We start from the raw sequence: 25,896 nt of genomic DNA, 5'->3' as shown, positions 1-25,896 counted from the left end.
ACTTTAAAATCTATTTTAATTTGAGTCTAATTCCTTTATTTGTCTGTATAACTTACTGAATTCGTGAATACGTCTGTCAGTTAAGTAGATATTAAGCAGTTTTTTATTTGTATTATTATAGATAAAATTTGCAATCTCATTAATATGTTTATTTTGAGTTGAAAAAGTGGCTGCAGCACAGGCTTCTGCTATAAAATCAATTGGATTTATAGCAAAGGCTTCTTCCTTATAGAGGTCAAAAAGAGTTAGATTATGAGTTTTTGCCAATAAAGAAATTAATTTATTTGTTAAACCATCATCCTTCATTACCTTATAATAAAAGTCAAAAGCCTGAATATCTCCATTTTGAGAACTGTAATTGGCATTTGTTAATATTTTCTGGCGGTATTTTTTAAATTCAACTGGAGAGCAGTTTTTCTTTAAGAAAAGATAGTTTTCAAAATCAAAAGAATATACTCCATAATTAGCTAGTAAAGTTGCTTTTTTACTCGTGTTATTTGTTTTGGAATATATTTCGGCTAAAAAATTAATGTAAGGAAGGTCGTAATTATGATTTGTATTATTATTGATTTGTTCGTTACAATAATTTTCTGCCTTTTCTAATTCATTTATTTCAATGAGGTTTTGAATTAATATCATGTTGTACTCATTTTGAAACCGTCTTGGTTTAAAAAGATTTTTGTGTTTTTCAAAAAGTTTGTTTTCTGAAAATATATTTAAAAAGAACATTTCGAAATCAACATGTAATCTAGTAAAGTCATCTTTTACAACATGTTGTATTTCGGTAAATTTTCTTTCGACTAATTTTATAACGTAGGTTCTTTGAAGTTCATTGATTTCTGAAAAACTGTATATGTTTTTAATTAATTCAAAATCGTAACTGCTGTAAATTTCATGGTCAAAAGCTTTAGAAAAATAAAACTCTACACTTTGCTTCCAAGTTTCTAAATCTTTAGTATTGAAGATTGTTTTGAGTAATGTATTGTTTAAACTTTCAATAAACCTTGTAATTCTGATACTAGTAATATTATAATTCATTTCGAATTTTAACAATTCATCAATAATGGTTTCTAATAAATTATAGGTTTTGTCATTGATTTCACTACTAAAAATATACTGTAAAACTTCTTTTAATGATATATTTAAATTGTCAATTACTTTTTTAACTTCATTTGTTTCAATAGATTTTCGTTTACCTATTACTGATTGAATAGCAAGTTTGATGATTTCCTGAATATCTTTTTTTTCAAAGGAAGTATTTTTTTTGCCAAATTCATTTTTAAATAAAAAGGCTACTTCTTTGTTGTTGTTTAAAAGATTCGATACCCATTTTTTTAATGTTTTAGGGTCAATTTCATTTAATATTCTGTCGGTTTCTGTAATTTTCCTTTGTTTTCCTTTGGTTGTTTTAGGAGTAAGTTTCTTTTCATTCGCCAAAAAGTTAATCATTGCTATTTCATGCAAACAATCATCAGTATTGTTGCAGTCGCATTTTTTAGAAAGTATATTTTTGTTGTCATCCAAAATTATTTGAGTATCATAACTCTCATTTGCCTGGTCAACATATGCAACAAAAGAATTTTTGTTGATTTCATCTAAATCTCTAACTGCTAGTTTTTTTGCTTCTTTTAATTGAGCAGGCTTTGTTTTTTTTAAGAAATCAGTAATATTCATCACAACCTTGGTTTTATCTACATTCTAAAATCTTTATATCAATCCTGCTCTTCTTAATAAAGCTTCCGGTTTTGGTTCCTGACCTCTGAAACGTTTGTATAGCGTCATTGGATTTTCGGTGCCTCCTTTTGAAAGAATGTTGTCTTTGAATTTATGAGCGATTTCTTTGTTGAAAATGCCGTTTTCTTTAAAATATTCAAAAGCATCGGCATCCAAAACTTCCGCCCATTTGTAGCTGTAATATCCTGATGAATAACCACCTTGAAAGATATGTGAAAAAGCCGTACTCATAGCATTTTCGGCTACATCCGGATATAATTGTGTACTTTTAAACTGTTCCGTTTCGAAAGCTTTTAAGTTGGTAATATTAGTTGGATCCTGTCCATGCCAAGCCATATCTAATAATCCAAAACTCAACTGGCGTAAAGTTGCCATTCCTTCCTGAAAACTCGCACTTTCTTTAATTTTTTCCACATATTCCTGCGGAATTACTTCTCCGGTTTGATAATGAGTAGCAAATAAAGCTAAGGCTTCTGGCTCGTAACACCAGTTTTCCATCACCTGAGAAGGCAATTCTACAAAATCCCAATAAACAGAAGTTCCGGATAAACTTGGGTAGGTCGTGTTCGCCAACATTCCGTGTAATCCGTGACCAAATTCATGGAATAAAGTTGTTACTTCGTTAAAAGTTAATAATGATGGTTTGGTTTCTGTTGGTTTTGTAAAGTTACAAACGTTAGAAATATGAGGTCTTTCGTTTACACCATCTTTTACATATTGTGATTTGAATGAAGTCATCCAGGCACCGTTGCGTTTTCCTTTTCTTGGGAAAAAGTCGGCGTAGAAAATAGAAACCAGATTGTTGTTTTCGTCCGTAACTTCATAAGTCATTACTTCGTCGTGGTATTTGTCGATGTCAAATACTTCGGTAAAAGTCAGCCCGTATAATTTTCCGGCAATGTCAAAAGCTCCATTCAACACTTTTTCCAATTGGAAATAAGGTTTTAATTTTTCATCATCCAGATTGAATAATTGCTGTTTTAATTTTTCTGAATAATAAGCACCATCCCATTTTTCCAGTTGGTCAATGCTGTCTAATTCTTTTGCGAAAGCGGTTAATTGGGCAAATTCTTTTTCGGCAGCAGGCTTGGCTTTCGCTAATAAATCATTTTCAAAAGCCATTACTTTTTCGGGGCTTTCTGCCATGCGTTCTTCTAAAACAAAATGCGCATGGGTTTTATAACCTAATAAATTGGCTCTTTGCTGACGTAGTTTAACAATTTTAAGAACAATTTCTTCGTTGTTGTATTCATTGTTTTGAAAACCTTTCGAGCCAAAAGCAATTGCCATTTTTTTACGCAATTCGCGATTATCAGCATAAGTCATAAACGGAAGATAACTTGGGTGATCTAAGGTGAAAATCCAGCCTTCTTTTTCCTGAGCCTTCGCCAAAGAACGAGCTGCTTCAATAGTGCCTTCGGGTAAACCGGCTAAGTCTTTTTCGTCTGTAATATGCAATTGAAAAGCATTGGTTTCTGCCAAAACATTTTCGCCAAATTGCAAACTTAATTTCGATAATTCTTTATCAATTTCGCGTAATTCTGATTTTTTATCTTCGGCTAAATTAGCTCCGTTTCTTGAAAAACTTTTGTATTTTTTGTCTAAAAGTGTGGCTTGTTCAGTGTTTAAATTTAAGCTGCCTTTTTGTTCGTAAACTGCTTTTACACGTGCAAATAAATCAGCGTTTAGCGTAATGTCGTTCCCGAATTCAGATAATAAAGGCGAAACTTCCTGAGCAATTTTTTGCATTTCATCATTAGTTTCGGCTGAATTCAAATTGAAAAAAATACTCGAAATTCTGTCCAAAATAGCTCCCGAATAATCCATCGCTTCGATGGTGTTTTCAAACGAAGGAGCTTCCGGATTGTTTACTATGGCATCAATTTCGGCTTTTGCCAAAGCAATTCCTTCCTGAAAAGCAGGAAAATAATCTTCAATTTTTATTTGCGAAAAAGGTGCGGTATTGTGTTTGGTATCGAAATGTTGGGTTAAAATGCTCATAATGCAGTTTTAATCCTGCAAGGTTTTCAAAACCTTGTAGGTGTTTTGAAATGTTTTGTTTTGATTTTAATCATTCCTACAAGGTTTTGAAAACCTTGCAGGAATTAGAAATAATTATTTCAAACTTTCCGAAGCTTTAATCACGGCTTCTTTCAGGCTTTCTTTGTAGGCTACGATTTTGTTTAAAACACTGGTATCAGCACTTCCGATGATTTGAGCTGCTAGGATTCCGGCATTTTTAGCTCCGTTTAAGGCAACGGTTGCCACAGGAACTCCGCCCGGCATTTGTAAAATAGATAAAACTGAATCCCAACCATCAATAGAATTGCTTGATTTTACAGGAACTCCAATTACTGGAAGTGGCGACATCGAAGCAACCATTCCAGGTAAATGAGCTGCACCACCAGCTCCGGCAATAATTACCGAAATTCCGCGATTGTGTGCGTTATTGCTAAAATCAAATAATTTTTCAGGTGTTCTGTGAGCCGAAACGATATCTACTTCAGTTTCGATTCCAAATTCTTTTAATATGTTGATGGCATCCTGCATCACTGGCATGTCAGAGATGCTTCCCATAATTACGGCTACTTTGCTCATTTGTTTTTATTTATTGTGGTACTGGGAGCATGTCCCAAATGTTTATATTAAATTCTTCTTGAATGGCTCTTAAATATTTAATTGAATCTACTTCAGAGTTTATTTTTTCTTGAAAATAATCATTAGCAGAAATATTTAATTCGTTGATTCGGTCTTTTCTTCTTTCGATAAACTTTTTTCTGTTTTTTACAAAAATTTCATCGTTAAGATTTAATAAATCGATTAGGTTTTTAGTTTCAATATCTTCTGGTTGATGTATAAAGTAACCGTCAAAATAGATTAATCGAGTTTCAAAATCTTCTGCTGTTGGATGTAAAATAGGTTCAATCCAATTGGTTCTTTTTAAATTGTTCGGTTTATGTTTGACCATAAACCAATTTTGATAAGAATCTTTATCAGTATATTTTAAATTAGGATTAAAATGTTCAATGTCAACGGCGTCATTATATCCAATGTGTTCCTCGGTATAAGCACAAAAACTTTTTTGCTCTTTCAGTAAAATAGTACTTAAGCCTGAATTCCCAGATTTTTTATATATAATTTTCTGTTTGATGATTTCAGAATCAGGATGTTTAATAATTCTTTTCATAATTTAGAAATTATATTCTTCTCCTAATTTTTCTAATTTTTCTGAAATTAATTTCTTTTTATTTTCATCTTTTTCGAAATAAATTTGTTGTTTTAATTCGATGTATTCATTGTATTTCTCTTGTCCGTATTTATTGATATAGTTAATGCCGAAATCATTTTCAAGCATATCATTTGGATCATCACCTATTGGAGAACTTCCTCTTTTAACAGCTACTTTACCTTCTTTGTCAAAATACAAAATGAATCTTTCATCAGGTTCGAAAGAAGCAGCTATAAATGGTGAGTGTGTAGCAACTATAAATTGAGCTTCCGGAGCCAGATTTTGATAGTATTCCATTAAATCCATTTGCATATCCGGATATAAAGAACGTTCCGGTTCATCAATTAAGATGATTGAATCTTTGGTGTCTAATTTGAATAAGGGTAAAAACGACAATAATAATCCTTTTGTCCCAGTACTTGTGTTTTGGATAGGGATAATTTCGTTTGTCTTTTTGTTTTTTATCGGAATAGAATATTCTGTATTGACTAAATCAACTTCTAAATTTAATTTTTCTAAAATAGGATTGAATTTTTTGGCAAATTTTTCAAGAACATTAGGGTTGTTTTTTTGCCATTTTTGGATTTCAGAACCTAATTTAGATAAATTAACTGAGCCATTTTTAATATGAATTAATTCAGATATTTTTTGAGTGAAATTCTTTCTGTAATTTAAGATTTCGATCAGTAAAAATAACCAAATATTAATATCGGCGTTGTCATCAAATAATATTCCATATTTTTCCTTATTTCTAAAATCTATTTCAATTTCAGAAAGTTGTGAATTATGTTTTTCTATTAAATCTATTGGGTTTTTAGTAAAAATATCTACGTTTTTATCTGATATTAAATTGGCTTTAAAATATAAAACGTCATTCTTGTCAATACTAGTGATTAATTCAGTTGTAAGACCACTGATTTTTGCATCATGTTTGTATTCTTTTCCTTTGTAAAAAATTGAATCGTTTTTTTGTGTAAACGTTTCGTTATTCACAATAAATTCGACCTCTCCATTCATGTTTAACATGAAATTTTGAAGTCTACTAAATAACTTTCCTCCAATTAGTAAAGCATTTAAAGCATTCAAATTACAGCTATGAATAAAATCTAATAAGCCAGTTTTCCCCGTAGCACTTTGTCCAATAAAACATATTTTGTCTAAGGGTTGACCTTTACGCTCACCACTTTGATAAGTAAAATCAAAATCCAGATTTTCTAGATGTCTAAATTGATTGATATGTAATTTTGAAATTTTCATTTATTGGTTTTTTACAAAGCTAATTAAAAAACAATTATTTTATGTTGCAAACTGTGACTGACCAATAATTACTGCCCACTAATCACTCTAATAGTATTCTTTACATCCTCAGCAATTTTTCGTGCCTCGGCCATATTTTCGTTGGCAATCGTTACATGTCCCATTTTTCTAAACGGGCGTGTTTGTTTTTTACCATAAATGTGTGGCGTAACTCCGTTCCAACCTAATATTTTTTCGATATTTTGATAAACCACATTTCCGGAGTAACCTTCTGCGCCAACTAAATTCACCATAATTCCGGCCACTTTACTGTCGGTATCTCCTAAAGGTAAATCCAGAATAGCGCGTAAGTGGTTTTCAAATTGTGAAGTATAACTGGCTTCAATCGAATAATGTCCGGAGTTGTGCGGGCGCGGAGCTACTTCGTTTACAATCACTTCATCATCTTGAGTTTGGAACATTTCCACAGCTAAAAGACCAACGTGGTTGAAGTTTCGAGAAACATTTAGGGCTATAGCTCTTGCTTTTTCGGCGACTTTTTCGTCTATTCGGGCAGGACAAATTACGTATTCTACCTGATTGGCTTCGGGATGAAATTCCATTTCGACTACCGGATAGGTTTTAATTTCTCCTGAAGGATTTTGACACACAATCACTGCCAATTCGTTTTTGAAAGGAACCATTTCTTCTGCGATACATTCTACATTTGGCAGACTTTCTAAATCGGAAGCCTGACGAATGATTTTTACGCCATTTCCATCGTAACCAAATTCAGTGCATTTCCATACAAATGGCAATTTTAACTTAGAATCTAAAAAGGCAACAACCAAACTTTTTAAATCATTAAAACGTTTGTAAGCAGCTGTTGGGATGGAATGCTCTGTGTAAAAATCTTTTTGCGTTCCTTTATTTTGAATCTTTCTCAGTGTTTTAGGAGAAGGATATACTTTTAAACCTTCGCTTTCTAATTTTTCCAATGCTTCCAGATTTACCAATTCGATTTCGAAAGTCAGTACATCGACTTTTTTCCCAAAGTTGTAAACCGTGTCAAAATCCATTAAATCACCTTGAAAGAAATGGTTACAGGCAATGCGGCAGGGAGCTTCATCGCTTGGGTCAAGAACGTATGTTTGTATATCAAATTTTCTAGTGTCGAATAGGAGCATTTTTCCCAGTTGTCCGCCTCCCAGAATTCCTAATTTAAAATCAGAAGAAAAATAATTCATTGTCTCGAAAGTTTATTGGCGCAAAGATACTTTTTAATGATGGATTTGAAAAATGCTATTTTAGATTCTTTTTTTGAGAAATTTTAAAGAATTTGAGGCATGAAAACAAAATAGAGGCAATTGTAAAATGTCAAATCCGAAATCCCTATCTTTGCGCATTATTTTAAAATAAAAAATAATGGTTCAACTTCACGATAAACAATTTGTTCCGTTTATTTCTGCCGAAGAAATTGACTTTGCCATCCAAAAAATGGTTGCCCAAATTGAAGATGATTTTGCCGATGAAATTCCGGTTTTTATTGGAGTTTTGAATGGTTCTTTCATGGTGGTTTCTGATTTTGTAAAAAAATATTCAAAATCATGTGAGGTGAGTTTCCTGAAAATGACTTCTTATAACGGACTGACTTCGACCAATGAAGTTAAAGAATTGATAGGGCTGAATCAGGATTTAACAGGACGCTCGGTAGTGGTTATTGAAGATATTATCGATACGGGACATACCATTGTGGAACTGAAAGCCTTGATTAAGAAGCAAAATCCAAAACATTTTAAAATAGCGACTCTTTTTTTCAAGCCTGATGCTTATAAAAAGGATGTGAAAATTGACTATATCGGGATTCAGATTCCGAATAAATTTATAGTAGGTTTTGGTTTAGACTATGATGGTTTAGGTCGCAATTTATCGGAAGTATATCAATTAAAGGATTGAAAGATTCAAAAATTAAAAGATTAAAAAAAGTAATACATATGAAAGTTTAAGGAGAAATCTTTGAATTTTTAAATTTTTAAATTAAATTTTATGACTAACATTGTTTTATTTGGGAAACCAGGAGCTGGAAAAGGAACTCAGGCTGAGTTTTTAAAAGAAAAATACAACTTGACACATCTTTCTACAGGTGATATTTTTAGATTTAATATCAAAAATGAAACGGAATTAGGAAAACTGGCTCAAACGTATATCAACAACGGAGAGTTAGTTCCTGATGAAGTAACCATTAAAATGTTGCAAAGTGAAGTGGAAGCTAATCCGGATTCGGCTGGTTTTTTATTTGATGGTTTTCCAAGAACAATTGCTCAGGCTCAGGCTTTGGATGCTTTTTTAGCAACTAAAAGCGAAGTGATTACTGCAACCGTAGCCTTAGAAGCAGATGATGAAATTTTAGTAGCCCGTTTGTTAGAAAGAGGAAAAACTTCAGGAAGAGCTGATGATCAGGACGAAGAGAAAATTCGTAACCGTTATCAGGAATACAACGAAAAAACAGCTCCTTTAATTGATTTTTACAAAGGACAAAATAAATTTTATGCTGTAAACGGAATTGGTTCTATTGCCGAAATCACGGAGCGTTTAAGCAGTGTAATTGATAATTTGTAAAAGTTTATAGTTTATGGTTTGTAGTTTTTACAGACCACAAACCATAAACAACAAACAAAATAAGCATGGAGCTAATTATTATTCTTTTTTTAATCTTACTCAACGGACTTTTTTCGATGTCAGAAATCGCGTTGATTTCGGCAAGGAAATCCCGATTAGAAAGTTCGGCTAAAAAAGGAAACAGCAGTGCGCAAATAGCATTGGATTTGGCCAATTCGCCAAATAAATTCCTGTCAACTGTTCAGATAGGAATTACATTAATAGGTATTCTGACCGGTATTTTTAGTGGGGATAAAATTACTGCCGATGTAGAAACTTATATTTTAAGTTTCGAATTTTTAAAACCCTATGCGCATTCAGTAGCCGTGGGTATTGTGGTGGTGATTTTGACATTTTTCTCTTTAGTATTAGGCGAATTATTACCTAAAAGAATTGGGTTGAATTATCCCGAAGCGATTGCGAAAGCTGTGGCGATGCCTATGAAAATGGTGTCGATTGTTACAGCTCCGTTTATTTGGTTATTAACACATTCTACAGAGTTTTTACTGGATATTCTTCAGATAAAACCAACGGCAGACGGTAAAGTAACCGAAGAAGAAATTAAGGCCATAATCAAAGAAGGAACTGAAGTAGGTGAAGTTCAGGAAATAGAACAGGATATTGTGGAGCGTGTTTTTCATATTGGGGACCGCAAAGTAAATTCGTTGATGACACACCGAAAATCAGTGGTGATGTTGCCTTTGGAAGCCGATAAAAATCAGGTTAAAGAATCTATGATTCGCGAATTGCATTCGGTTTATCCGGTTTACAAGGATGATTTGGATGAAATTGTAGGAGTGGTTAGCCTGAAAAATATTTTTGCAAAAATTGATCAGGAAAATTTTAATTTGCAGGAAATTATGACCGAAGCTCCTTATCTGATGGAACATACCACGGCTTACAATGCCTTGGGAAATTTTAAAAAAACAGGAGTTCATTATGCTATTGTGGCGGATGAATATGGTATTTTTCAGGGAATGATTACTTTGAATGATATTTTAGAAGCTTTGGTTGGAAATGCATCTGATTTTTATAAAGAAGATTTTCAGTTGATTGAAAGAGAAGATGGAAGTTGGCTGATTGACGGACATTATTCCTTACATGACTTTTTAACTTATTTTGAATTAGACGAATTGTTAAGTGATTATGAGGTGACTACTGTTAGTGGTTTAATCATGACCGAGTTGTCGCATATTCCAAAACAGGGAGAAAAGTTAGTTTGGCACAAATTTGAGTTGGAAGTTATCGATATGGATGGTGTGAAGATTGATAAAGTGCTGGTAAAAGCAATAAAAAAATAGTGATCAATGGTCATGTTCAGTAAACAAGCTGACTACTGGCCACTGTAAACTGAATACTAAAAGAAATGACAGAGGGAAATTTTGTAGATTACGTAAAAATATATGTTTCGTCCGGAAAAGGAGGAAAGGGGTCTACGCATTTACATAGAGAGAAATTTATTGAAAAAGGAGGTCCTGACGGAGGAGACGGAGGACGCGGAGGACACGTGGTTTTAGTGGGAAATAAAGGACTTTGGACTTTGTTTCATTTAAAATTTGCCCGCCACATCAAAGCCGGACATGGTGGTGATGGCGGAAGCGACCGTAGTACCGGAGCAGACGGAGAGGATAAATATATTGAAGTGCCGCTGGGAACTGTGGTGCGGGATAAAGATTCCGGAGAAGTATTATTTGAAATCACTGAAGACGGCGAGCGTAAAATTTTAGCCAAAGGTGGAAAAGGTGGATTAGGAAACTGGCATTTCAGAAGTTCTACGAATCAAACGCCACGTTATGCGCAACCGGGATTGCCGGGAATGGAAATGGACGTAATTTTAGAGTTGAAAGTTTTGGCTGATGTAGGTTTAGTAGGCTTTCCGAATGCAGGAAAATCGACGTTGCTTTCCGTTTTGACTTCTGCCAAACCTAAAATTGCCGATTATCCGTTTACAACCTTAAAACCAAACTTAGGAATTGTTTCTTACCGCGATTTTCAGTCTTTTGTAATTGCCGATATTCCCGGAATTATAGAGGGTGCAGCCGAAGGTAAAGGTTTAGGACATTATTTCCTGCGTCATATTGAGCGTAATTCGACTTTGTTGTTTATGGTTCCGGTAGATACGCCGGATATCAGGGCTGAATATGATATTTTGGTTAACGAATTGACCAAGTATAATCCGGAAATGCTCGACAAAGAACGTCTTTTGATTATTACCAAATGTGATATGCTCGATGACGAATTGAAAGCCGAATTGAAAGTAGAATTAGACGAAGCTTTTAAAGATATACCATATATGTTTATTTCATCTGTAGCCCAACAAGGATTGACGGAACTAAAAGATAAACTTTGGAAAATGCTGAACGAGTAGATGGTATTTTTCACCATAAAAAAAACCACTAAGGAATTAGATTCTTTAGTGGTTTTTTTAATCTCTGTAAGTATCAAACAAATATTCTAAAGTTTCCGGAATATTGTTGGCTTGTATTTTTGGGTAAATAATAGTTTGACTGAGCCAGTTTTCGATGATTTCATTGAAATTTTTGCCGACATTATAAATTACAGGAACGCCCATTTTTTTCAAGGCTGCCGCATTACATTCCTGTTCGTAGTGATCTTTGATGGGAATCGAAAGTATTTTTTTTCCCAAATACAAAGCTTCTGCCGGAGTTTCAAATCCGCCGCCGGTGATAATGCCTTCACAGGAAATGAGACTTTCATTAAATTTTTTCTGATTTACTGGGAAATAGGTGATGTTGCCTATGGTGTGTTTGAATTCAATTCCCTGTAAAAACCAGTGAAAATGAACATCTGAAACTTTGTTAAAGGCTTTTTCCAGACAATCTTTGTCAAAAGAGGGTAAATAAACCGTAATGTGCTTTAAATTCGATGGTGTTGCCTGAACTATTTCGTCTTTGATAATCGGAGGCAGAATGAAAGAGTCGTATTTTTCAAAATGCAAACCAATGTTTTTGGGAGCCGAAGCGTAATGTTTTAAAATCATTTCGCCCATAATGCTCTTTTTTTCCGGTCTGGGAGTTTCCGGGGAAATAAAACTCGCCTGATGTCCCAGTTGCACCGAATGAACCTTTTGTATTTTACAGGCCAGCGACGTAATGGAATCAAAATCATTGATAATAACATCATATTTTTTTAACGGAAGTGCGTCGGCATCTTTGTAAATTTGGCGTGGTCGAATGTTTTTGGCTATTTCCCAATAATTCAATCCGCCACATTTGCTGTAATGCAGGCTGCAACCTTTGCTTTTGTATTGAATAGGTAATTTGAGGTCTAAACTGGCGTTGCTGCCACTTAAGAAAAAATCGACTTCGCCAAATTTTTGAAGATAAGGATACAATTGGGTGGCTCTGCTAATGTGACCGTTTCCTGTTGCCTGAATGGCATAGAATATTTTCATAGATGTAGCTTAAAATGCAAGAATTAACATTTTGTACTTTTGCGAAAGCTAAAATTCAGCTTCCCATTTTTATGATACAAAACTAAAAAGCCGGTGTTATGGTAAAGTTGATTTAAGATTGCTAATTCGTTATTTTTTTAAGTTTTTTATAAGAGATAAAATTTTGTAGAATGCTTTTAAATTTGCTTATTTTTGGAAAATGAAACATATTTTGCTGGTATTTTTTTTATTCCCAATGTTGGTTTTTTCTCAGGTAAATTTGGAGAAAGCCCAGCAATTATTTGAAGAAGGAAAATTAGAACAAGCTAAGCCTATGTTTGAAGTGCTTCTGAAGAAAAATCCATCCAATATAAAAATAATCGAATATTTAGGAGATATTGCAGGACACAGTAAAGACTGGGATGAAGCGCTGTGGTATTATGGGAAATTAAAAAAAGCCAGACCTTCAGAAGCTAATTTTTATTTTAAATACGGTGGAGTTTTGGGAATGAAAGCTCTAGAAGTGAGTAAATTCAAGGCTTTAGGAATGATTGATGAAGTACAATCTAATTTTGAAAAAGCGATAGAATTAAATCCTAAACACATTGAAGCCAGATGGGCTTTGATAGAACTCTATCTTCAGTTACCGGGAATTTTAGGCGGAAGTGAAAAAAAAGCAATTCAATATTCGAATGAGTTGTCTAAAATTTCAGCCGTTGACGGTTATTTATCCCGAGGTCATATTGAAGAATATTTTAAAAGATATGCAAAGGCAGAACAGCATTATAAAAAAGCAATTGTCGTGGGAAATTCGAAGAAAACCTATCAAAAATTGGCCAATTTGTATGCCAATAAAATGAAATCACCCGATAAAGCACAAGCGGTTTTAGAAGAATATAAAAAGAAAAATGACAATTAAATTTACGCATAAGCGATAACTAATATGAAAACACATTTTATAGCTATTGGCGGAAGTGCCATGCACAATTTGGCCTTAGCCTTGCATAATAAAGGATATCAGGTAACGGGTAGTGACGATGCGATTTTTGAACCATCCAAATCACGTTTAGAAAAAAAAGGAATTTTACCGGCTGAATTGGGTTGGTTTCCGGAGAAAATTACAACCGATATTGATGCGGTAATTTTAGGAATGCATGCCAAAGCAGATAATCCGGAATTATTGAAAGCACAGGAATTGAGATTGAAAATTTATTCTTATCCGGAGTTTTTATACGAACAGTCTAAGAACAAAACCCGAGTAGTTATTGGTGGTTCGCACGGGAAAACTACCATTACTTCGATGGTTTTGCACGTGATGCATTATCACGGCATTGAAGTGGATTATATGGTGGGTGCGCAGTTAGAAGGATTTGATACGATGGTGCATCTTACCGAAGAAAATGATTTTATGGTTTTGGAAGGGGATGAATATTTGTCTTCGCCAATTGACAGAAGACCAAAATTTCATTTGTACCAACCTAATATTGCATTGATTTCCGGTATCGCCTGGGATCATATTAATGTGTTTCCAACTTATGAAAATTATGTAGAGCAATTTGAAATTTTTATTGGCAAAATTACCAACGGAGGAATTTTAGTGTATAACGAAAATGATTCGGAAGTAAAACGCGTAGCTGAAGCGGCGACTAATCCAATTCGAAAAATAGCCTATCATACGCCAAATTATAAAGTTGAAAACGGTATAACCTTGCTGGAAACTCCCGAAGGCGATATGCCAATAGAAGTTTTCGGAGCGCACAATCTGAATAATTTGGCCGGAGCCAAATGGATTTGTCAAAATATGGGAGTTGATGAAGCTGATTTTTATGAAGCAATTGCCAGTTTTAAAGGTGCTTCTAAACGTTTGGAAAAAATTGCCGAAGGAAAAGGGAAAGTTGCTTATAAAGATTTTGCACATTCACCAAGTAAAGTGGCTGCTACAACTAAGGCGGTAAAAGAACAATATCCTGATCATACTTTGATTGCCTGTTTAGAATTGCATACTTACAGTAGTTTAAATGCCGAATTTTTAAAAGAATACGAAGGGGCTTTGGATCATGCCGATGTGGCAGTTGTATTTTATTCACCGGATGCGGTTAAAATTAAGCAACTTGAAGAGGTAACTTATCAGCAAATTGCGAAGGCTTTCAATCGTGAAGATTTGATTATTTATACCAATCCAAAGGAATTTAAGGATTATTTGTTCAGCAGAAATTTAGATAATTCGGCTTTATTGTTGATGAGTTCCGGAAATTATGGTGGATTGAATTTTGATGAAGTAAAGGAATTAGTGCAGTAAATTAAGATTTTTTTAGGTATAAATAAATCTCATTCGTTTATTTTTGGTGTAAGAAAACTAATTTTAATTAAAGGATTTAGTCTTATATTCGTAAAGTAATTTGCTGTAAACTAAATCTTTTGTTATGGAAAACAATCATTTCCCCATTCGAAATTGGTCAGAAGACGACAAGCCCAGAGAAAAATTAATGCTTAAAGGCAAGGCTGCGTTAAGCGATGCCGAATTAATTGCTATTTTGATTGGTTCCGGAAGTCGGAATGAATCGGCGGTCGATTTAAGTAAAAGAATTTTAGGAAGTGTTCAGAATAATTTGAATGCTTTAGGCAAATTGTCGATGGCACAACTGATGCAATTTAAAGGAATTGGAGAAGCTAAAGCTATTTCGATAATGGCTTCGATGGAGTTGGGAAGAAGAAGAAGGGCAGAGGAAGCCCAGGAGTTGGATAAAATTACATCGAGTAAGTCGGTTTTTGAAATCATGCAGCCTATTATTGGCGAATTGCCACACGAAGAGTTTTGGATTTTATATTTGAATAATTCCAATAAAGTCATTTCGAAAGCGCAAATGAGCGTGGGAGGAATAACCGGAACCTTGGTTGATGTTCGGTTGGTTTTTAAAATGGCGTTTGAAAAAGGTGCAACAGCTTTGATTTTGTGTCACAATCATCCTTCGGGAACTTTGATTCCCAGCGATGCCGACAAGCAACTTACAAAGAAACTAAAAATTGCCGGAGATAGTTTGGATATAAAAGTTTTGGATCATTTGATTGTGACCGAAAGGAACTATTTTAGTTTTGCCGATGAAGGGATTTTTTAAAGAAGAGCAATGAAAATTGAGAATATAAAAAATGTTTTTTTTGATTTAGATCATACACTTTGGGATTTTGATAAAAATTCAAAGATTACTTTTGAGAAAATTTTTGCTCAAAATCATCCCGAAGTTGGCATTGATGATTTTATTAAGCATTACATTCCAATAAATCAGTCCTGTTGGAAATTGTATCAGTATGATAAAATCACCCATCAACAGCTGCGATACGATCGATTGAAATTGTCTTTTGATGCTTTGGGTTACATGATTTCCGATTTGGAAATTGATTTTATTTCGCAGGAATATATCGATTTGCTGACGGAACATAACCATCTTTTTGACGGAACATTGGAAATTTTAGATTATTTGAGAGGAAAATATAAATTGCATTTAATTACCAACGGATTTGCTCAGGTTCAGGATAAGAAATTGAAAAATGCTAATTTGAATGCTTATTTTTCTACGATAACCAATTCGGAAATGGCCGGGGTTAAAAAACCAAATCCGATTATTTTTGAATATGCTTTAGATTTGGCTGCGGCCAAAAAAGAAAACAGCATCATGATAGGCGATTCTATAGAAGCCGATGTTTTAGGCGCTTTGGAATTTGGAATCGATGCGATTTATTTTAATGAAAATCATCAAGCTGTGGACAGCAATATTAAACAAATCAACCATTTGTTAGAACTTAAAAATTATTTATAAATTATGAAAAAACAATTTTTGTTACTGTTATTGCTGGTTTCCGGCTTTAGCTTTGCCCAATCTTTAAATGATTACAAAACGGTAATTGTTCCTTTAAAATTTGATTTCTTAAAATCAGAAAATCAATATAGAATGTCTACTTTGTCTAAATATAATTTGAATAAAGTAGGTTTTGATGTGTATTATTCTAATCAGGTTGTTCCGGATGGGATTAATCGTTGTGCGGTTTTGAATTATGATATTGTAAAAGAAGGTGCTTTTTTAGCAACTAAATTGTATGTGACTTTTAAAGATTGTTATGGCAAAATTGTGTATCAGTCTGAAATTGGAATGAGTCGTGAGAAGGATTTTCAGGTAGCTTACAATGATGCCCTGAATAAAGCTTTTACTTCTGTTTATGAATTGGAATATCTATATAATGGAGGTCAAAATGCAGCCGTAGAACAAAAAGTTGAAAAAGTAAAAGAAGTTGTTCCGGCAGTGGTAGTGACTCCTCAAACAGTTGTTAATCCGGTAATCGATCCAAACGAAATGCTCTTTGCACAACCATTGGCAGGTGGAAATTATCAGTTAATTGATAGCAAACCAAGTGTGATTATGAAAATTTTTAAAACTTCGGATGCAAATTCTTTTTTGGCTCAAAAAGGCAGCCAAGAAGGGGTTTTAGTGAAAAAAGACAATCAGTGGTTTTTTGAATTTTATCAAAATGACCAATTAGTTTCTGAAAAAATAAACGTTAAGTTTTAATAGAAAGCGGCTTTCAAAATAAAATTGAAAGCTGTTTTTTTTTTTTTTAATATCCATATTTATCTTTCCATCTGTTTTTAAGGAATTCCCGTGTAGAATTTTCTCTGGAATTATTTCCGGGAACATAGATCGGCGTATTTTTTATTTCATCAGGTAAATATTCCTGTTCAGCAAAATTATTGGCATAATCATGTGAATATTTGTACTCTTCGCCATAGCCTAATTCTTTCATTAATTTGGTTGGTGCGTTCCGCAAATGAATTGGAACCGACAAATCGCCAGTTTGTTTTACAATTTGTTGCGCCGTATTGATAGCCATATAAGAAGCATTACTTTTTGGAGAAGTTGCGAGATAAATGGCGCATTGACTGAGAAGAATTCGGCTTTCTGGATACCCAATGGTAGTTACTGCCTGAAAGGTATTATTGGCCATAATTAAAGCTGTTGGATTGGCATTTCCAATGTCTTCACTGGCCGAAATAAGCAATCTTCGGGCGATAAATTTTACATCTTCGCCGCCTTCAATCATTCGGGCCAGCCAATATACAGCTCCATTTGGATCGCTTCCACGGATGGATTTGATAAAAGCCGAAATAATGTCATAATGTTGTTCGCCTGTTTTGTCATACAACACGGTGTTTTGCTGTACTAATTCTAAAACGCGATTATTGGTAATGATAATTTCTTCGGCAGCAGATGCATTGATAACTAATTCGAAAATATTCAACAGTTTGCGTCCGTCGCCGCCTGAAAGTCGCAGTAAGGCTTCGGTTTCTTTGAGTTGAATGTTTTTGTCTTTTAGGTAAACATCAGTTTTCATGGCACGTTCCAAAAGTGCAATTAAATCTGTTTTGGTAAATGCATTAAGAATGTAAACCTGACAACGCGATAATAAAGCGGGAATCACTTCGAAACTTGGATTTTCGGTTGTAGCACCTACCAATGTTATCCAACCTTTTTCAACGGCAGCTAATAGCGAATCCTGTTGCGATTTGCTAAAGCGATGAATCTCATCAATAAATAAAATCGGATTTTTAGCAGTAAAAAGTCCGCCGCTTTGCTTGGCTTTATCAATAACTTCCCGAATGTCTTTAACTCCCGAATTGATAGCGCTTAAAACAAAAAAAGGACGTTGTGATTCCTGCGCAATAATCTGTGCTAAAGTGGTTTTTCCGGTTCCGGGAGGTCCCCAAAAAATTAAAGAAGGAATAATTCCTTTGGCAATTTGTTGCGTCAATGAGCCATTGGGGCCAACCAAATGCAACTGACTGATATATTCATCTAATTTTTTCGGGCGTATGCGTTCTGCTAAAGGTGCTTCCATTTTCGTATAATTCTGAAATCAATCCCTAAGGTTGTCGGGATTTTATTCTTTAATCTGAAATCAGATTTGAATATTCAAATTTAGGATATTATAGCTACCAAATCAACTAATATTCGAATTAGCAATTTAACTTTATGACAAAATAGCATTATATTGTAATTGGTTTTATAATTGCTTTGGTTTTCTTAAAAAGATAAACATGGATAAAAATTTCAAATTTACGAATGCGGTTATAGGACTTCCACTTTTTTTTGTGTTGTTCCTGTGGTTTGTGTATTGGATTCAAATTCGATTCGATTTTGATTTTATTGAAAACGGTATCCTTCCGCGTACGCTATCGGGTTTACAAGGAGTTATTTTTAGTCCGTTTGTTCATTCCGATTTGAATCATTTGTATAATAATTCCATTCCGCTTTTGGTTTTATTGGCTGCCTTACAGTTTTTTTATTCTAAATTATCATTAAAAGTAATTGTTTATGGCGTTTTGTTTTCGGGAACAATTACGTGGATAATTGGGAGAGATAGTTATCATATAGGTGCCAGCGGATTGATTTATGTGTTGTTTTCTTTCATTTTTTTCAAAGGGATTTTTACCAAATATTATCGTTTAGTAGCGTTGTCACTTACGGTAATTATGATGTACGGAGGAATGATTTGGTATGTTTTTCCCAATCCCGAGACTTCGGGAGATGATAAAATTTCCTGGGAAGGGCATTTAGCCGGATTAATTACCGGGTTGTTTTTGGCGCTCTATTATCAAACTCCGGAATTTAAAAAAGTACCTAAATACGATTGGGAAATGCCTGATTATAATCCGGTGAATGATAAATTTATGCAGCGTTTTGATGAGAAAGGAAATTTTGTAAATCCTCCTAAAATTGAAGAAGAAGATGAATTTAATGGTTTTTCGAACTACTACATTTCAAGCCAGGAGGTGAATTATGAGGTTGTTGCAAATGAAAAAAACGAATCAAAACCGGAGCCTTAATTCGTTTTTTGTTTATTCTTAAATCAAAAGTCTATCCCGATAGCTTGGGACTGCAATCTAAAATGGCTTAGCTTCTTTGTCTTACTGCTTCATATAAAAAAGCACCGCAAGCTACAGATACATTCAGCGAACCAATAGAACCAAACATTGGAAGCTTGGCTTTTTCGTCAACAATCTTTAATACTGATGGATTAACTCCTTTGTCCTCTGATCCCATAATGATGGCAACAGCTTCTTTGAAATCGATATTGTAAAGTGTGTCTTCAGTCTTTTCGGTGGCTGCAACGGTTTTAATTCCGTGCGCTTGTAAAAGAAAGATCGCGTCTTTGATATGTTCTACTTTGCAAATTGGAATGTTGAAAACAGCCCCGGCTGATGTTTTAACGGTATCTCCATTTACAGGTGCCGCACCTGATTTTTGGATGATAATTCCGTTAACTCCCGTGCATTCAGCAGTACGGATAATAGCACCAAAATTTCGTGCATCTGAAATTTGATCTAAAATTAAAAACAACGGTTTTTTGCCGTTTTCAAGGATAGTTTCTATCAAAGTTTCTAAATCGAAAAACGAAATAGGAGAGATGGTCGCCACAGCCCCCTGATGGTTGTTTGGAGTAAGTTTGTTTAGTTTTTCAACAGGCACGTAAGAAAAATTGACATTAGCTCTTTTCATTGCTTTCATCAAATCTTTCATCAATTCGCCAGTGGCTTCTTTTTGAATGTACACTTTGTCAATACTTGCTCCAGATTGAATTGCTTCAATGATGGCTCTAATCCCGAATATTTGCTGTTCTTTTTCCATGGCGCAAATATATAAAAAAAACCATCCTGTTTTGTAGGATGGATTTTAGGATTATTTGTTAATATTAATTAACTTTTTTTAATTCTAAATTATAAGAGCCATAAGGTCCAAAAGTTAATGTTATCACTATGTCTCCAGTACATGATCCAACTGCTCCTGTACCTGTAACATCTATTATATCGAATCCAGTGTAGTCTAATGCTTCATTTGAAACTACACTTACAGAGCTGTCTGTTGGATCAACAGTAACTATAAAGTATGAATCAGTATTAGATATATATGGGTTGTTTGTGTTTAAAATTTTAAATTTTAAGGTTCCGAAATTACTGTCATAAACGACAGGAATAATTTCACCTGCTCCATAATCTGCCCAATCATCTACAACTACTTCAAAGTTACCGTTAAATAATGAGGCATCTTCTAAAGGACAGGAAATGATATAGGTTTGAGCGGCAGCATAATGAGACTGGTTTGATATATCTGCACCATAATTTTTAACACCTGTGTCAGAATACAATTTAATAATTCTGCCGTCTTTTAATGTAAGATCGGTAGTAATTATTAATTTATCGGTAATTTGTACATCGTCTCCATTGTCAATAGAGAAAGCATCATACAAGTTATTTTGATCTAAATGCATAGTATAAGGAAAATCTGAAACATTTGACTGAAATACGGTTTTTTCAACTCCTTCACTAGTGAAATAGAAACCTACGACATCTGCCGATATAACATCACCATTAGAAATTTCAACAGTAAAACCTAAATCAATATTCTCCCCGTTTTTTAGAGCAACAAGGTTAATTGACTGGTCTGAGGTGGAAATCTTTGTGACATTTGGAGTGGCACCGGTAGTGAAGTCAATTTTAGATTTCCCGCCATCATCTTCACATGAAACTATTATTGAAGTAATCAATAATAGAGGTATAATAAGTGATTTTATTTTTTTCATAATATTTTTATTTAGTTTGCCCAAAAGATTTTGTAGGTAGTAGGGTTTTTCTGCGCTGGCGCTTTAGCGTTGTTGCTTAATTCATTTTGAGGCCAGTAAAAAGATAGTTGGAAATTATTATTCAAAACAGTTTGCGAATCATCCAGAGAAAAACCGTCATTGTTATTAAGTTGATATTCTGGACTTGTACTCTTTGGATTAGCTAAAACAGGGTATCCAGTTCTTCTGTAATCGGTATATTGATCTGCAGGATCTCCAAATGTTCCAACCCATTTTTGTGTCATGATAATTTCAAGTTTTTTATCGGTATTTGCTGCATTGAATTCGGAGATTATGTTGTCAATAAAAGCGGATACTTCTGTTGAACCAGTTAATACAGGTATAGTTTGAGTAGTGCCACTATTTTTTACAACTTGGTCAACTTTAGCAAAACTGGCCATAATAGCATCTTTTAATATATTTGCTGCATTTCCTGTTGTTAGTTTTCCCGTTTGAATTAATTCAGCTTTAATGTACAGATATTCATCATATGTTAGAATTCTGTGTGGAGCAATTCCTTTTCCAGAGAATGATTCTTTAAAAGTGGCTACAGATCCACCTTGTCCATCATTGTATCTTCCACCGGCAGGAAAAATTCCAGGATAGGTGTATGAGTTCTCCGCACTTTTGTCTCTGTCAGGACCTGTACTTCCAAATCGAATACTGAAAAATCCTGTCGAAGCATCCCAATAATCAGCATTTGGATCTCCAGTTTCTGTGTCACCCTGGTCAGGAGGGAAGTCTCCTGGTTTTAATTGATTGTAAAAATAGTAATTCATTCTAGGGTCAGGGTTTCCAGTGTGAATACTAGGATTTACCCCTTTTAGGATTTCATAAAACCATGGACTTTGATAGGTGCCAAATTGAGTACTTTCATAAGATTCTTTGAATAAAGTGTTTCTTTCGTATGAAGGGGAAATAGCGTTGAAATGATTGTATTGGAAATCATCGTCAATTGATTCAAAGAAATTGTTTTCCGCAATTAAAGCATTGAAGCCAGCAGTATCGAAATCTGATGTTAAACGTGTTTGATTATATAGTTTCAATTTGAAAGTATTGGCAAAACGAATCCATTTTTCTGTATCACCTCCATAAATTAAATCGTCAGTTGCGGGTTTCATTCCTTTGCCTGTTTTAATATTGGTTTTAGCGGTTTCAATAAGCTCAAATATTGCGGCGTAGATTTCTTTTTGATCATCAAATTTAGCCGAAATGATTCCGGTGGTTAATTTAGTAGCCTCAGAATATGGGACATCTCCCCATAAATCAACTGCATTTGCCATTACATAAGCTTTCTCTAATTGGGCAATCCCTACATAGATTAAGTCTTCGGAATCTGTGCCTTGAGATATCATTGTTTCGATATCTGTCAATGCTAAATAACTTGCATCCCAGTCATTTTGTAATTGAATATCATCTACTTTAACACCATATTGATCTTCATCTTCTCTTGAAGAAAATTGATGAGTATATGTCGATAAAATTCTTCCCATATTATTATCATAAGCACCAATTGAAGAAATACTAACCTGGGTACTAGTTAATAAAAAGTTTAAAGGAGCTACTTTTGGGTAATCTTTGTCGGTGTCAACATCTAAATAGTTTTCGCAACCAGTAAAAATGGTAGAAACTATTAATAAAACTACTATCGTTTTACTTGATTTTATTTTGTTTATGAGTTTCATCTGATTAAAATGTTAAGTTTATTTTAAATCCTAGTCTTTTAGCTGTTGGGGCAGCGGAAGTTTCTATTCCTTGTAATTTACTTGAACCATAACTTGTTGCTTCAGGGTCAAAATTGGTGTATTTAGGAACGTTTGGAGCGAAATACCATAAGTTGTTTCCAATGACGCTAAAACTCATTTTTCCAAATGCTGTTTTCTTTAAGATGTTGCTTGGAATATCGTATGTTAAACTTAATTCTCTTAATCTAAATACGGTTCCATCGTAGATTGATGCTTCATCCACACTGTTGATTGCAAATGTATTTCCTCCGGCAGGAGAGAAATATAGTTCGTTCATACTTAATTGTATGGTGTTTGGCATTTTATTGCCTTGATCGTCTAATATTGGATTAAGGTCGCTGTCAGCATAATAACCTGGGATGATAAAAGTTCTTTCTCTGTTTTCGGTATCTTTTGTTACTCCTCTTCCAAGTAAACTTTGAATAGTTATGGAACTGATGTCCCCTCCTTGTTTCCAGTCAAATTGAGAAGCTAATGTGAATCCTTTGTAAGAAAAGGAGTTGTTGAATGTAACTTTAAAATCAGCATTTGGATCGCCAATAATACCTAATTTTGAGTCCTCCCAAATTGCTCCTCCGCTTTCATTAATTAAGAAGTTGCCCTGTTCATCACGAGCAAATTTAGTTCCGTAAAATACTCCAAAGGGTTGTCCTGGGATAGCATAAGCAACTTCGTTTGGATCCAGTTGAATTCGGTCTAGTCCCTCACGTAGTTTGGTTACCTCGTTTTTGTTTTTTGTAAATAAAGTTCCAAATGTCCATTTGAAATCTTCTGTTTTAATTGGAATAAGTGTTAAACCTACCTCGATACCTTTGTTAAGAATATCTCCGGCATTGGTGTTTATTTCCTCATAACCGGAAGATGTAGCTACGGTTACTGGAGTTAATAAATCTGTAGTTTTTTTGTGGTATAAACTTAAATCGAATAATATTCTTCTGTTGAAAAATTCAAGATCGGTACCAATTTCAAATTCATTTGAAAATTCAGGGGTAATGTTTTGGTCACCTAAAGTTGTACTGTTTCCAATTGTTGGAAGCCCGTTAAAAGCATCGCCTTGTTCGAATGAAATTCTTAAGAATTCTGCGTCAACATCTCGACCTACTCTTGCAAAACTACCTCTTATTTTGGCAAAAGTTAATACATCACTTTTGATGTCAAAAGCTTCGGTAAGTATTGCCGAGACGCTTACTGAAGGATAGAAGTAGGAATTGTTGTTTTTTGGAAGTGAAGAACTCCAGTCATTCCTTGCAGTAGTATTAAGGAAGAGATAATCATTATACGATAAAGTTAAATCTGCAAAAATACCTGCATTTCTTTTTTGAGCAGATTCATCGGTAAGGTTTTTTATGGTTTTAACATTTCTGAAGTTAAAAATATTTGGTAATATAAATTCGTTACCAACATTTGTTTCTCTTTGGAATTCATTTTGTAGCAAATTGTTACCTAAAATAGCTGAAAAGTTAATTTTATCAGTTAAATCATAATTGAAATTAATCATTAAAGTTGACTCTATATCTTGGTTCATATAGTAGTCTTTTTTGAGTGATCCTAAACCATTGTCTGCTCTTGAGGCAATGTCACGTATTTCATCACGATTAAGTTTGTAATTGTTTATTCCAACTCTGTAAGATGCAGAAATATTTTTATTAAACGTGTAGTTTAAATTTAATCCTGCAACAATTCTATCAGTATGCGTGATAATTTGGTCGTGTTTCCAAGACCACATTGGGTGGTCATATCCTGTTCCATTTGGAATAACAGATCCGCCTGTTGTTGGGTTTTCATATGGGAGATTAAAATCCCAGTTTCGAGCTAAAAATAGAGTTCTGGCAAATGATGAAGCGGCGCCATCATATTGATTTTCGCCGAAGAATCCGCCTATTTGTTTGGTTTTTGAATAGCTAAAGTTAGATCCAATGGTTAATTTTTCGGTTAATTTGAAATTACCTCCCGCAGACATAGATGTTCTATCATATGAATTATAAGGTATGTAACCATCTTGAGCCATATTGGATAAAGTGGCGTTAAAGTTTCCGTCTTCGCCAGAGTAATTGAAGCCTATTGTTTTGTCTAATACAAGTCCTGTTCTGAATAAGTCTTTTACATTATTAGGTTTGGCTACATAAGGTGTAGTAGGGCCGAATTTATCTGGAAATGCTTCCAGTAAAGAGGGCCATGTAGGGATTGTTTCTCTGGAATCAAAACGCGCTCCCCATGAACCGTTTACGTTACCATAATCAAATAAGGTTCCAGCTCCATAAGTGTTTTGGTATTCAGGTAAATTTGCTATTGTTTCAAAGTAGGAGCTAATACCAACATTAACATTTAATTTTTCAGCTTTTTTGAATTTAGATGATCCAGATTTGGTAGTGATAACAATTACTCCATTCATTGCTCTGGAGCCGTATAATGCAGCAGCAGCAGTACTCTTAAGTACATTTATTTCTGCAATGTCGTTTGGGTCTAATGTTGAAAGAGCGCTTTCGTAACCTCCACCGCCTGTAACTTGACTTGAACTTGTAACCTGGTTGTTACTGTAAGCGATTCCGTCAACAATTATAAGTGGATTGGTGTTGCCTGTTAAAGAGTTTGTTCCTCTGATGGTGATTTGATTAGCGGCTCCTGCAACACCTGTTGAGAAGTTAACATTCACACCTGCAACTTTTCCGGAAAGTGCTCTGGTTAAATCAGGTTCTGATGTTTCTGTAACATTTTCAGATTTCACTGAACTTGTTGAGTATCCCAGTTTTTTAGGATTTCTCTTAATTCCGAAAGCGGTAACAACTACTCCTTCCAGTTCTACTGCATCTTCTAAAAGAGTTATTGAAATTGTCGTAGAGGAGGCTTGTTTTTCCTGAGTCTTCATTCCAATATAGCTAAAGACGAGTGTTTGGGATGCGGAAGCTTTGATATTGAATTTTCCGTCTAAATCGGTTTGGGTGCCTAGTTGAGTGCCTTTTACTAAAACACTGACACCAGGTAAGGGAAAGCCTGTCTTGTCTAATACAGTTCCGCTTACGTTTCTTTCCTGTGAGTAAGAAAGTTGGAATATCAAAGCGAGTAGCAATGATAGAAATGCATTGAGTTTTGGTTTCATTGATTGTAGGGTTTGGGTTCTTTATAGCAAAAATCTTAAATTCTTGTTAAATAACCTAATCTTAAAACGTGTTTTTTTCACAAAAACATTAAAAAATGTTATTATCGGTTATTTTGGTTTTTTGTGTGCTTAAATT

At 34.2% G+C, this 25,896-nt stretch carries 22 protein-coding genes; 10 read left to right on the top strand and 12 right to left on the bottom strand.

The window, feature by feature from the left end:
- Positions 1-15: 15 nt before the first annotated feature.
- The 6 genes from H599_RS0113795 to H599_RS0113770 form a co-directional block, all read right to left on the bottom strand.
- A complete protein-coding gene (locus tag H599_RS0113795) occupies positions 16-1,674 on the bottom strand; it encodes a hypothetical protein (RefSeq protein ID WP_026714673.1) in 1,659 nt (552 codons plus the stop codon).
- A 33-nt stretch (positions 1,675-1,707) separates the two neighbouring features.
- Positions 1,708-3,735, bottom strand: a complete 2,028-nt coding sequence (locus H599_RS0113790; RefSeq protein WP_026714672.1) for a M3 family metallopeptidase — start codon at positions 3,733-3,735, stop codon at positions 1,708-1,710.
- Positions 3,736-3,849: 114 nt separating this feature from the next.
- Positions 3,850-4,332 (bottom strand): 5-(carboxyamino)imidazole ribonucleotide mutase, encoded by a 483-nt coding sequence (gene purE, locus H599_RS0113785; RefSeq protein ID WP_026714671.1) that lies wholly within the window; start codon positions 4,330-4,332, stop codon positions 3,850-3,852.
- Positions 4,333-4,342: 10 nt separating this feature from the next.
- Entirely contained in the window at positions 4,343-4,921 is a 579-nt protein-coding gene (locus H599_RS0113780; protein ID WP_026714670.1) for an HNH endonuclease domain-containing protein, read from the bottom strand.
- A gap of 3 nt (positions 4,922-4,924) precedes the next feature.
- Positions 4,925-6,220, bottom strand: a complete 1,296-nt coding sequence (locus H599_RS0113775) for an ATP-binding protein (RefSeq protein WP_026714669.1) — start codon at positions 6,218-6,220, stop codon at positions 4,925-4,927.
- A 68-nt stretch (positions 6,221-6,288) separates the two neighbouring features.
- On the bottom strand, positions 6,289-7,446 hold the full coding sequence (locus H599_RS0113770; protein WP_026714668.1) for a 5-(carboxyamino)imidazole ribonucleotide synthase: 1,158 nt from the start codon (positions 7,444-7,446) through the stop codon (positions 6,289-6,291).
- Between the two features lie 178 nt (positions 7,447-7,624).
- Here H599_RS0113770 and hpt point away from each other — a divergent pair, with 178 nt between their 5' ends.
- The 4 genes from hpt (at position 7,625) to obgE (ending at position 11,225) form a co-directional block, all read left to right on the top strand.
- A complete protein-coding gene (gene hpt / locus H599_RS21245; protein WP_026714667.1) occupies positions 7,625-8,155 on the top strand; it encodes a hypoxanthine phosphoribosyltransferase in 531 nt (176 codons plus the stop codon).
- A gap of 90 nt (positions 8,156-8,245) precedes the next feature.
- A complete protein-coding gene (locus H599_RS21240; protein WP_026714666.1) occupies positions 8,246-8,818 on the top strand; it encodes an adenylate kinase in 573 nt (190 codons plus the stop codon).
- A 65-nt stretch (positions 8,819-8,883) separates the two neighbouring features.
- The gene (locus tag H599_RS0113755) at positions 8,884-10,158 is read left to right on the top strand and encodes a hemolysin family protein (RefSeq protein ID WP_081810571.1); all 1,275 of its coding nucleotides are present in this window, start codon (positions 8,884-8,886) and stop codon (positions 10,156-10,158) included.
- Between the two features lie 65 nt (positions 10,159-10,223).
- On the top strand, positions 10,224-11,225 hold the full coding sequence (gene obgE, locus H599_RS0113750) for a GTPase ObgE (protein WP_026714664.1): 1,002 nt from the start codon (positions 10,224-10,226) through the stop codon (positions 11,223-11,225).
- A 57-nt stretch (positions 11,226-11,282) separates the two neighbouring features.
- Here obgE and H599_RS0113745 read toward each other — a convergent pair whose 3' ends face one another.
- Entirely contained in the window at positions 11,283-12,272 is a 990-nt protein-coding gene (locus tag H599_RS0113745; RefSeq protein ID WP_026714663.1) for a glycosyltransferase family protein, read from the bottom strand.
- Between the two features lie 199 nt (positions 12,273-12,471).
- On the opposite strand from H599_RS0113745, the gene H599_RS0113740 reads away from it, so the two are divergent.
- From H599_RS0113740 to H599_RS0113720, 5 genes are all read left to right on the top strand, one after another.
- On the top strand, positions 12,472-13,170 hold the full coding sequence (locus tag H599_RS0113740; protein WP_026714662.1) for a tetratricopeptide repeat protein: 699 nt from the start codon (positions 12,472-12,474) through the stop codon (positions 13,168-13,170).
- 24 nt (positions 13,171-13,194) lie between these two features.
- The gene (locus H599_RS0113735) at positions 13,195-14,550 is read left to right on the top strand and encodes a UDP-N-acetylmuramate--L-alanine ligase (protein WP_026714661.1); all 1,356 of its coding nucleotides are present in this window, start codon (positions 13,195-13,197) and stop codon (positions 14,548-14,550) included.
- 124 nt (positions 14,551-14,674) lie between these two features.
- A complete protein-coding gene (gene radC / locus H599_RS0113730; protein WP_026714660.1) occupies positions 14,675-15,367 on the top strand; it encodes a RadC family protein in 693 nt (230 codons plus the stop codon).
- 9 nt (positions 15,368-15,376) lie between these two features.
- Entirely contained in the window at positions 15,377-16,066 is a 690-nt protein-coding gene (locus tag H599_RS0113725) for a YjjG family noncanonical pyrimidine nucleotidase (RefSeq protein WP_026714659.1), read from the top strand.
- Positions 16,067-16,069: 3 nt separating this feature from the next.
- A complete protein-coding gene (locus H599_RS0113720) occupies positions 16,070-16,813 on the top strand; it encodes a hypothetical protein (protein WP_026714658.1) in 744 nt (247 codons plus the stop codon).
- Positions 16,814-16,859: 46 nt separating this feature from the next.
- On the opposite strand, the gene H599_RS0113715 is transcribed toward H599_RS0113720, so the two are convergent.
- Positions 16,860-18,137 carry a replication-associated recombination protein A gene (locus H599_RS0113715; protein ID WP_026714657.1) on the bottom strand — a complete coding sequence of 426 codons (1,278 nt, stop codon included), beginning with the start codon at positions 18,135-18,137 and terminating at the stop codon, positions 16,860-16,862.
- Positions 18,138-18,336: 199 nt separating this feature from the next.
- Between H599_RS0113715 and H599_RS0113710 the strand changes: the two genes are divergently transcribed.
- Positions 18,337-19,125, top strand: a complete 789-nt coding sequence (locus H599_RS0113710; protein WP_026714656.1) for a rhomboid family intramembrane serine protease — start codon at positions 18,337-18,339, stop codon at positions 19,123-19,125.
- A gap of 67 nt (positions 19,126-19,192) precedes the next feature.
- On the opposite strand, the gene rlmB is transcribed toward H599_RS0113710, so the two are convergent.
- The 4 genes from rlmB to H599_RS0113690 all read right to left on the bottom strand — a co-directional run bounded on the left by rlmB (position 19,193) and on the right by H599_RS0113690 (position 25,760).
- Entirely contained in the window at positions 19,193-19,927 is a 735-nt protein-coding gene (rlmB, locus tag H599_RS0113705; protein WP_026714655.1) for a 23S rRNA (guanosine(2251)-2'-O)-methyltransferase RlmB, read from the bottom strand.
- 64 nt (positions 19,928-19,991) lie between these two features.
- Entirely contained in the window at positions 19,992-20,879 is an 888-nt protein-coding gene (locus tag H599_RS0113700; protein ID WP_026714654.1) for a hypothetical protein, read from the bottom strand.
- Between the two features lie 11 nt (positions 20,880-20,890).
- Positions 20,891-22,603, bottom strand: a complete 1,713-nt coding sequence (locus H599_RS0113695; protein WP_026714653.1) for a SusD/RagB family nutrient-binding outer membrane lipoprotein — start codon at positions 22,601-22,603, stop codon at positions 20,891-20,893.
- 4 nt (positions 22,604-22,607) lie between these two features.
- Positions 22,608-25,760 (bottom strand): SusC/RagA family TonB-linked outer membrane protein, encoded by a 3,153-nt coding sequence (locus tag H599_RS0113690; protein ID WP_026714652.1) that lies wholly within the window; start codon positions 25,758-25,760, stop codon positions 22,608-22,610.
- Between the last annotated feature and the right edge of the window lie 136 nt (positions 25,761-25,896).

It is taken from the genome of Flavobacterium daejeonense DSM 17708, assembly GCF_000425425.1.
Lineage (GTDB): Bacteria > Bacteroidota > Bacteroidia > Flavobacteriales > Flavobacteriaceae > Flavobacterium > Flavobacterium daejeonense.
The sequence above is the reverse complement of the archived record's forward strand: the minus strand, read 5'-3'. Positions and strand labels throughout refer to the sequence as shown.

Excerpts from the sequence above, each read along its gene's own strand:
- H599_RS0113740 (WP_026714662.1), top strand. The coding sequence starts at position 12,472 with ATGAAACATATTTTGCTGGTATTTTTTTTATTCCCAATGTTGGTTTTT.
- purE (WP_026714671.1), bottom strand. The coding sequence starts at position 4,332 with ATGAGCAAAGTAGCCGTAATTATGGGAAGCATCTCTGACATGCCAGTG.
- H599_RS0113735 (WP_026714661.1), top strand. The coding sequence starts at position 13,195 with ATGAAAACACATTTTATAGCTATTGGCGGAAGTGCCATGCACAATTTG.
- H599_RS21240 (WP_026714666.1), top strand. The coding sequence starts at position 8,246 with ATGACTAACATTGTTTTATTTGGGAAACCAGGAGCTGGAAAAGGAACT.
- H599_RS0113780 (WP_026714670.1), bottom strand. The coding sequence starts at position 4,921 with ATGAAAAGAATTATTAAACATCCTGATTCTGAAATCATCAAACAGAAA.
- H599_RS0113690 (WP_026714652.1), bottom strand. The coding sequence starts at position 25,760 with ATGAAACCAAAACTCAATGCATTTCTATCATTGCTACTCGCTTTGATA.
- H599_RS0113710 (WP_026714656.1), top strand. The coding sequence starts at position 18,337 with ATGGATAAAAATTTCAAATTTACGAATGCGGTTATAGGACTTCCACTT.
- obgE (WP_026714664.1), top strand. The coding sequence starts at position 10,224 with ATGACAGAGGGAAATTTTGTAGATTACGTAAAAATATATGTTTCGTCC.
- H599_RS0113755 (WP_081810571.1), top strand. The coding sequence starts at position 8,884 with ATGGAGCTAATTATTATTCTTTTTTTAATCTTACTCAACGGACTTTTT.
- H599_RS0113720 (WP_026714658.1), top strand. The coding sequence starts at position 16,070 with ATGAAAAAACAATTTTTGTTACTGTTATTGCTGGTTTCCGGCTTTAGC.
- H599_RS0113715 (WP_026714657.1), bottom strand. The coding sequence starts at position 18,137 with ATGGAAGCACCTTTAGCAGAACGCATACGCCCGAAAAAATTAGATGAA.
- H599_RS0113770 (WP_026714668.1), bottom strand. The coding sequence starts at position 7,446 with ATGAATTATTTTTCTTCTGATTTTAAATTAGGAATTCTGGGAGGCGGA.
- H599_RS0113790 (WP_026714672.1), bottom strand. The coding sequence starts at position 3,735 with ATGAGCATTTTAACCCAACATTTCGATACCAAACACAATACCGCACCT.
- H599_RS0113795 (WP_026714673.1), bottom strand. The coding sequence starts at position 1,674 with ATGAATATTACTGATTTCTTAAAAAAAACAAAGCCTGCTCAATTAAAA.
- radC (WP_026714660.1), top strand. The coding sequence starts at position 14,675 with ATGGAAAACAATCATTTCCCCATTCGAAATTGGTCAGAAGACGACAAG.
- H599_RS0113695 (WP_026714653.1), bottom strand. The coding sequence starts at position 22,603 with ATGAAACTCATAAACAAAATAAAATCAAGTAAAACGATAGTAGTTTTA.
- H599_RS0113775 (WP_026714669.1), bottom strand. The coding sequence starts at position 6,220 with ATGAAAATTTCAAAATTACATATCAATCAATTTAGACATCTAGAAAAT.
- H599_RS0113700 (WP_026714654.1), bottom strand. The coding sequence starts at position 20,879 with ATGAAAAAAATAAAATCACTTATTATACCTCTATTATTGATTACTTCA.
- hpt (WP_026714667.1), top strand. The coding sequence starts at position 7,625 with ATGGTTCAACTTCACGATAAACAATTTGTTCCGTTTATTTCTGCCGAA.
- H599_RS0113725 (WP_026714659.1), top strand. The coding sequence starts at position 15,377 with ATGAAAATTGAGAATATAAAAAATGTTTTTTTTGATTTAGATCATACA.
- H599_RS0113745 (WP_026714663.1), bottom strand. The coding sequence starts at position 12,272 with ATGAAAATATTCTATGCCATTCAGGCAACAGGAAACGGTCACATTAGC.
- rlmB (WP_026714655.1), bottom strand. The coding sequence starts at position 19,927 with ATGGAAAAAGAACAGCAAATATTCGGGATTAGAGCCATCATTGAAGCA.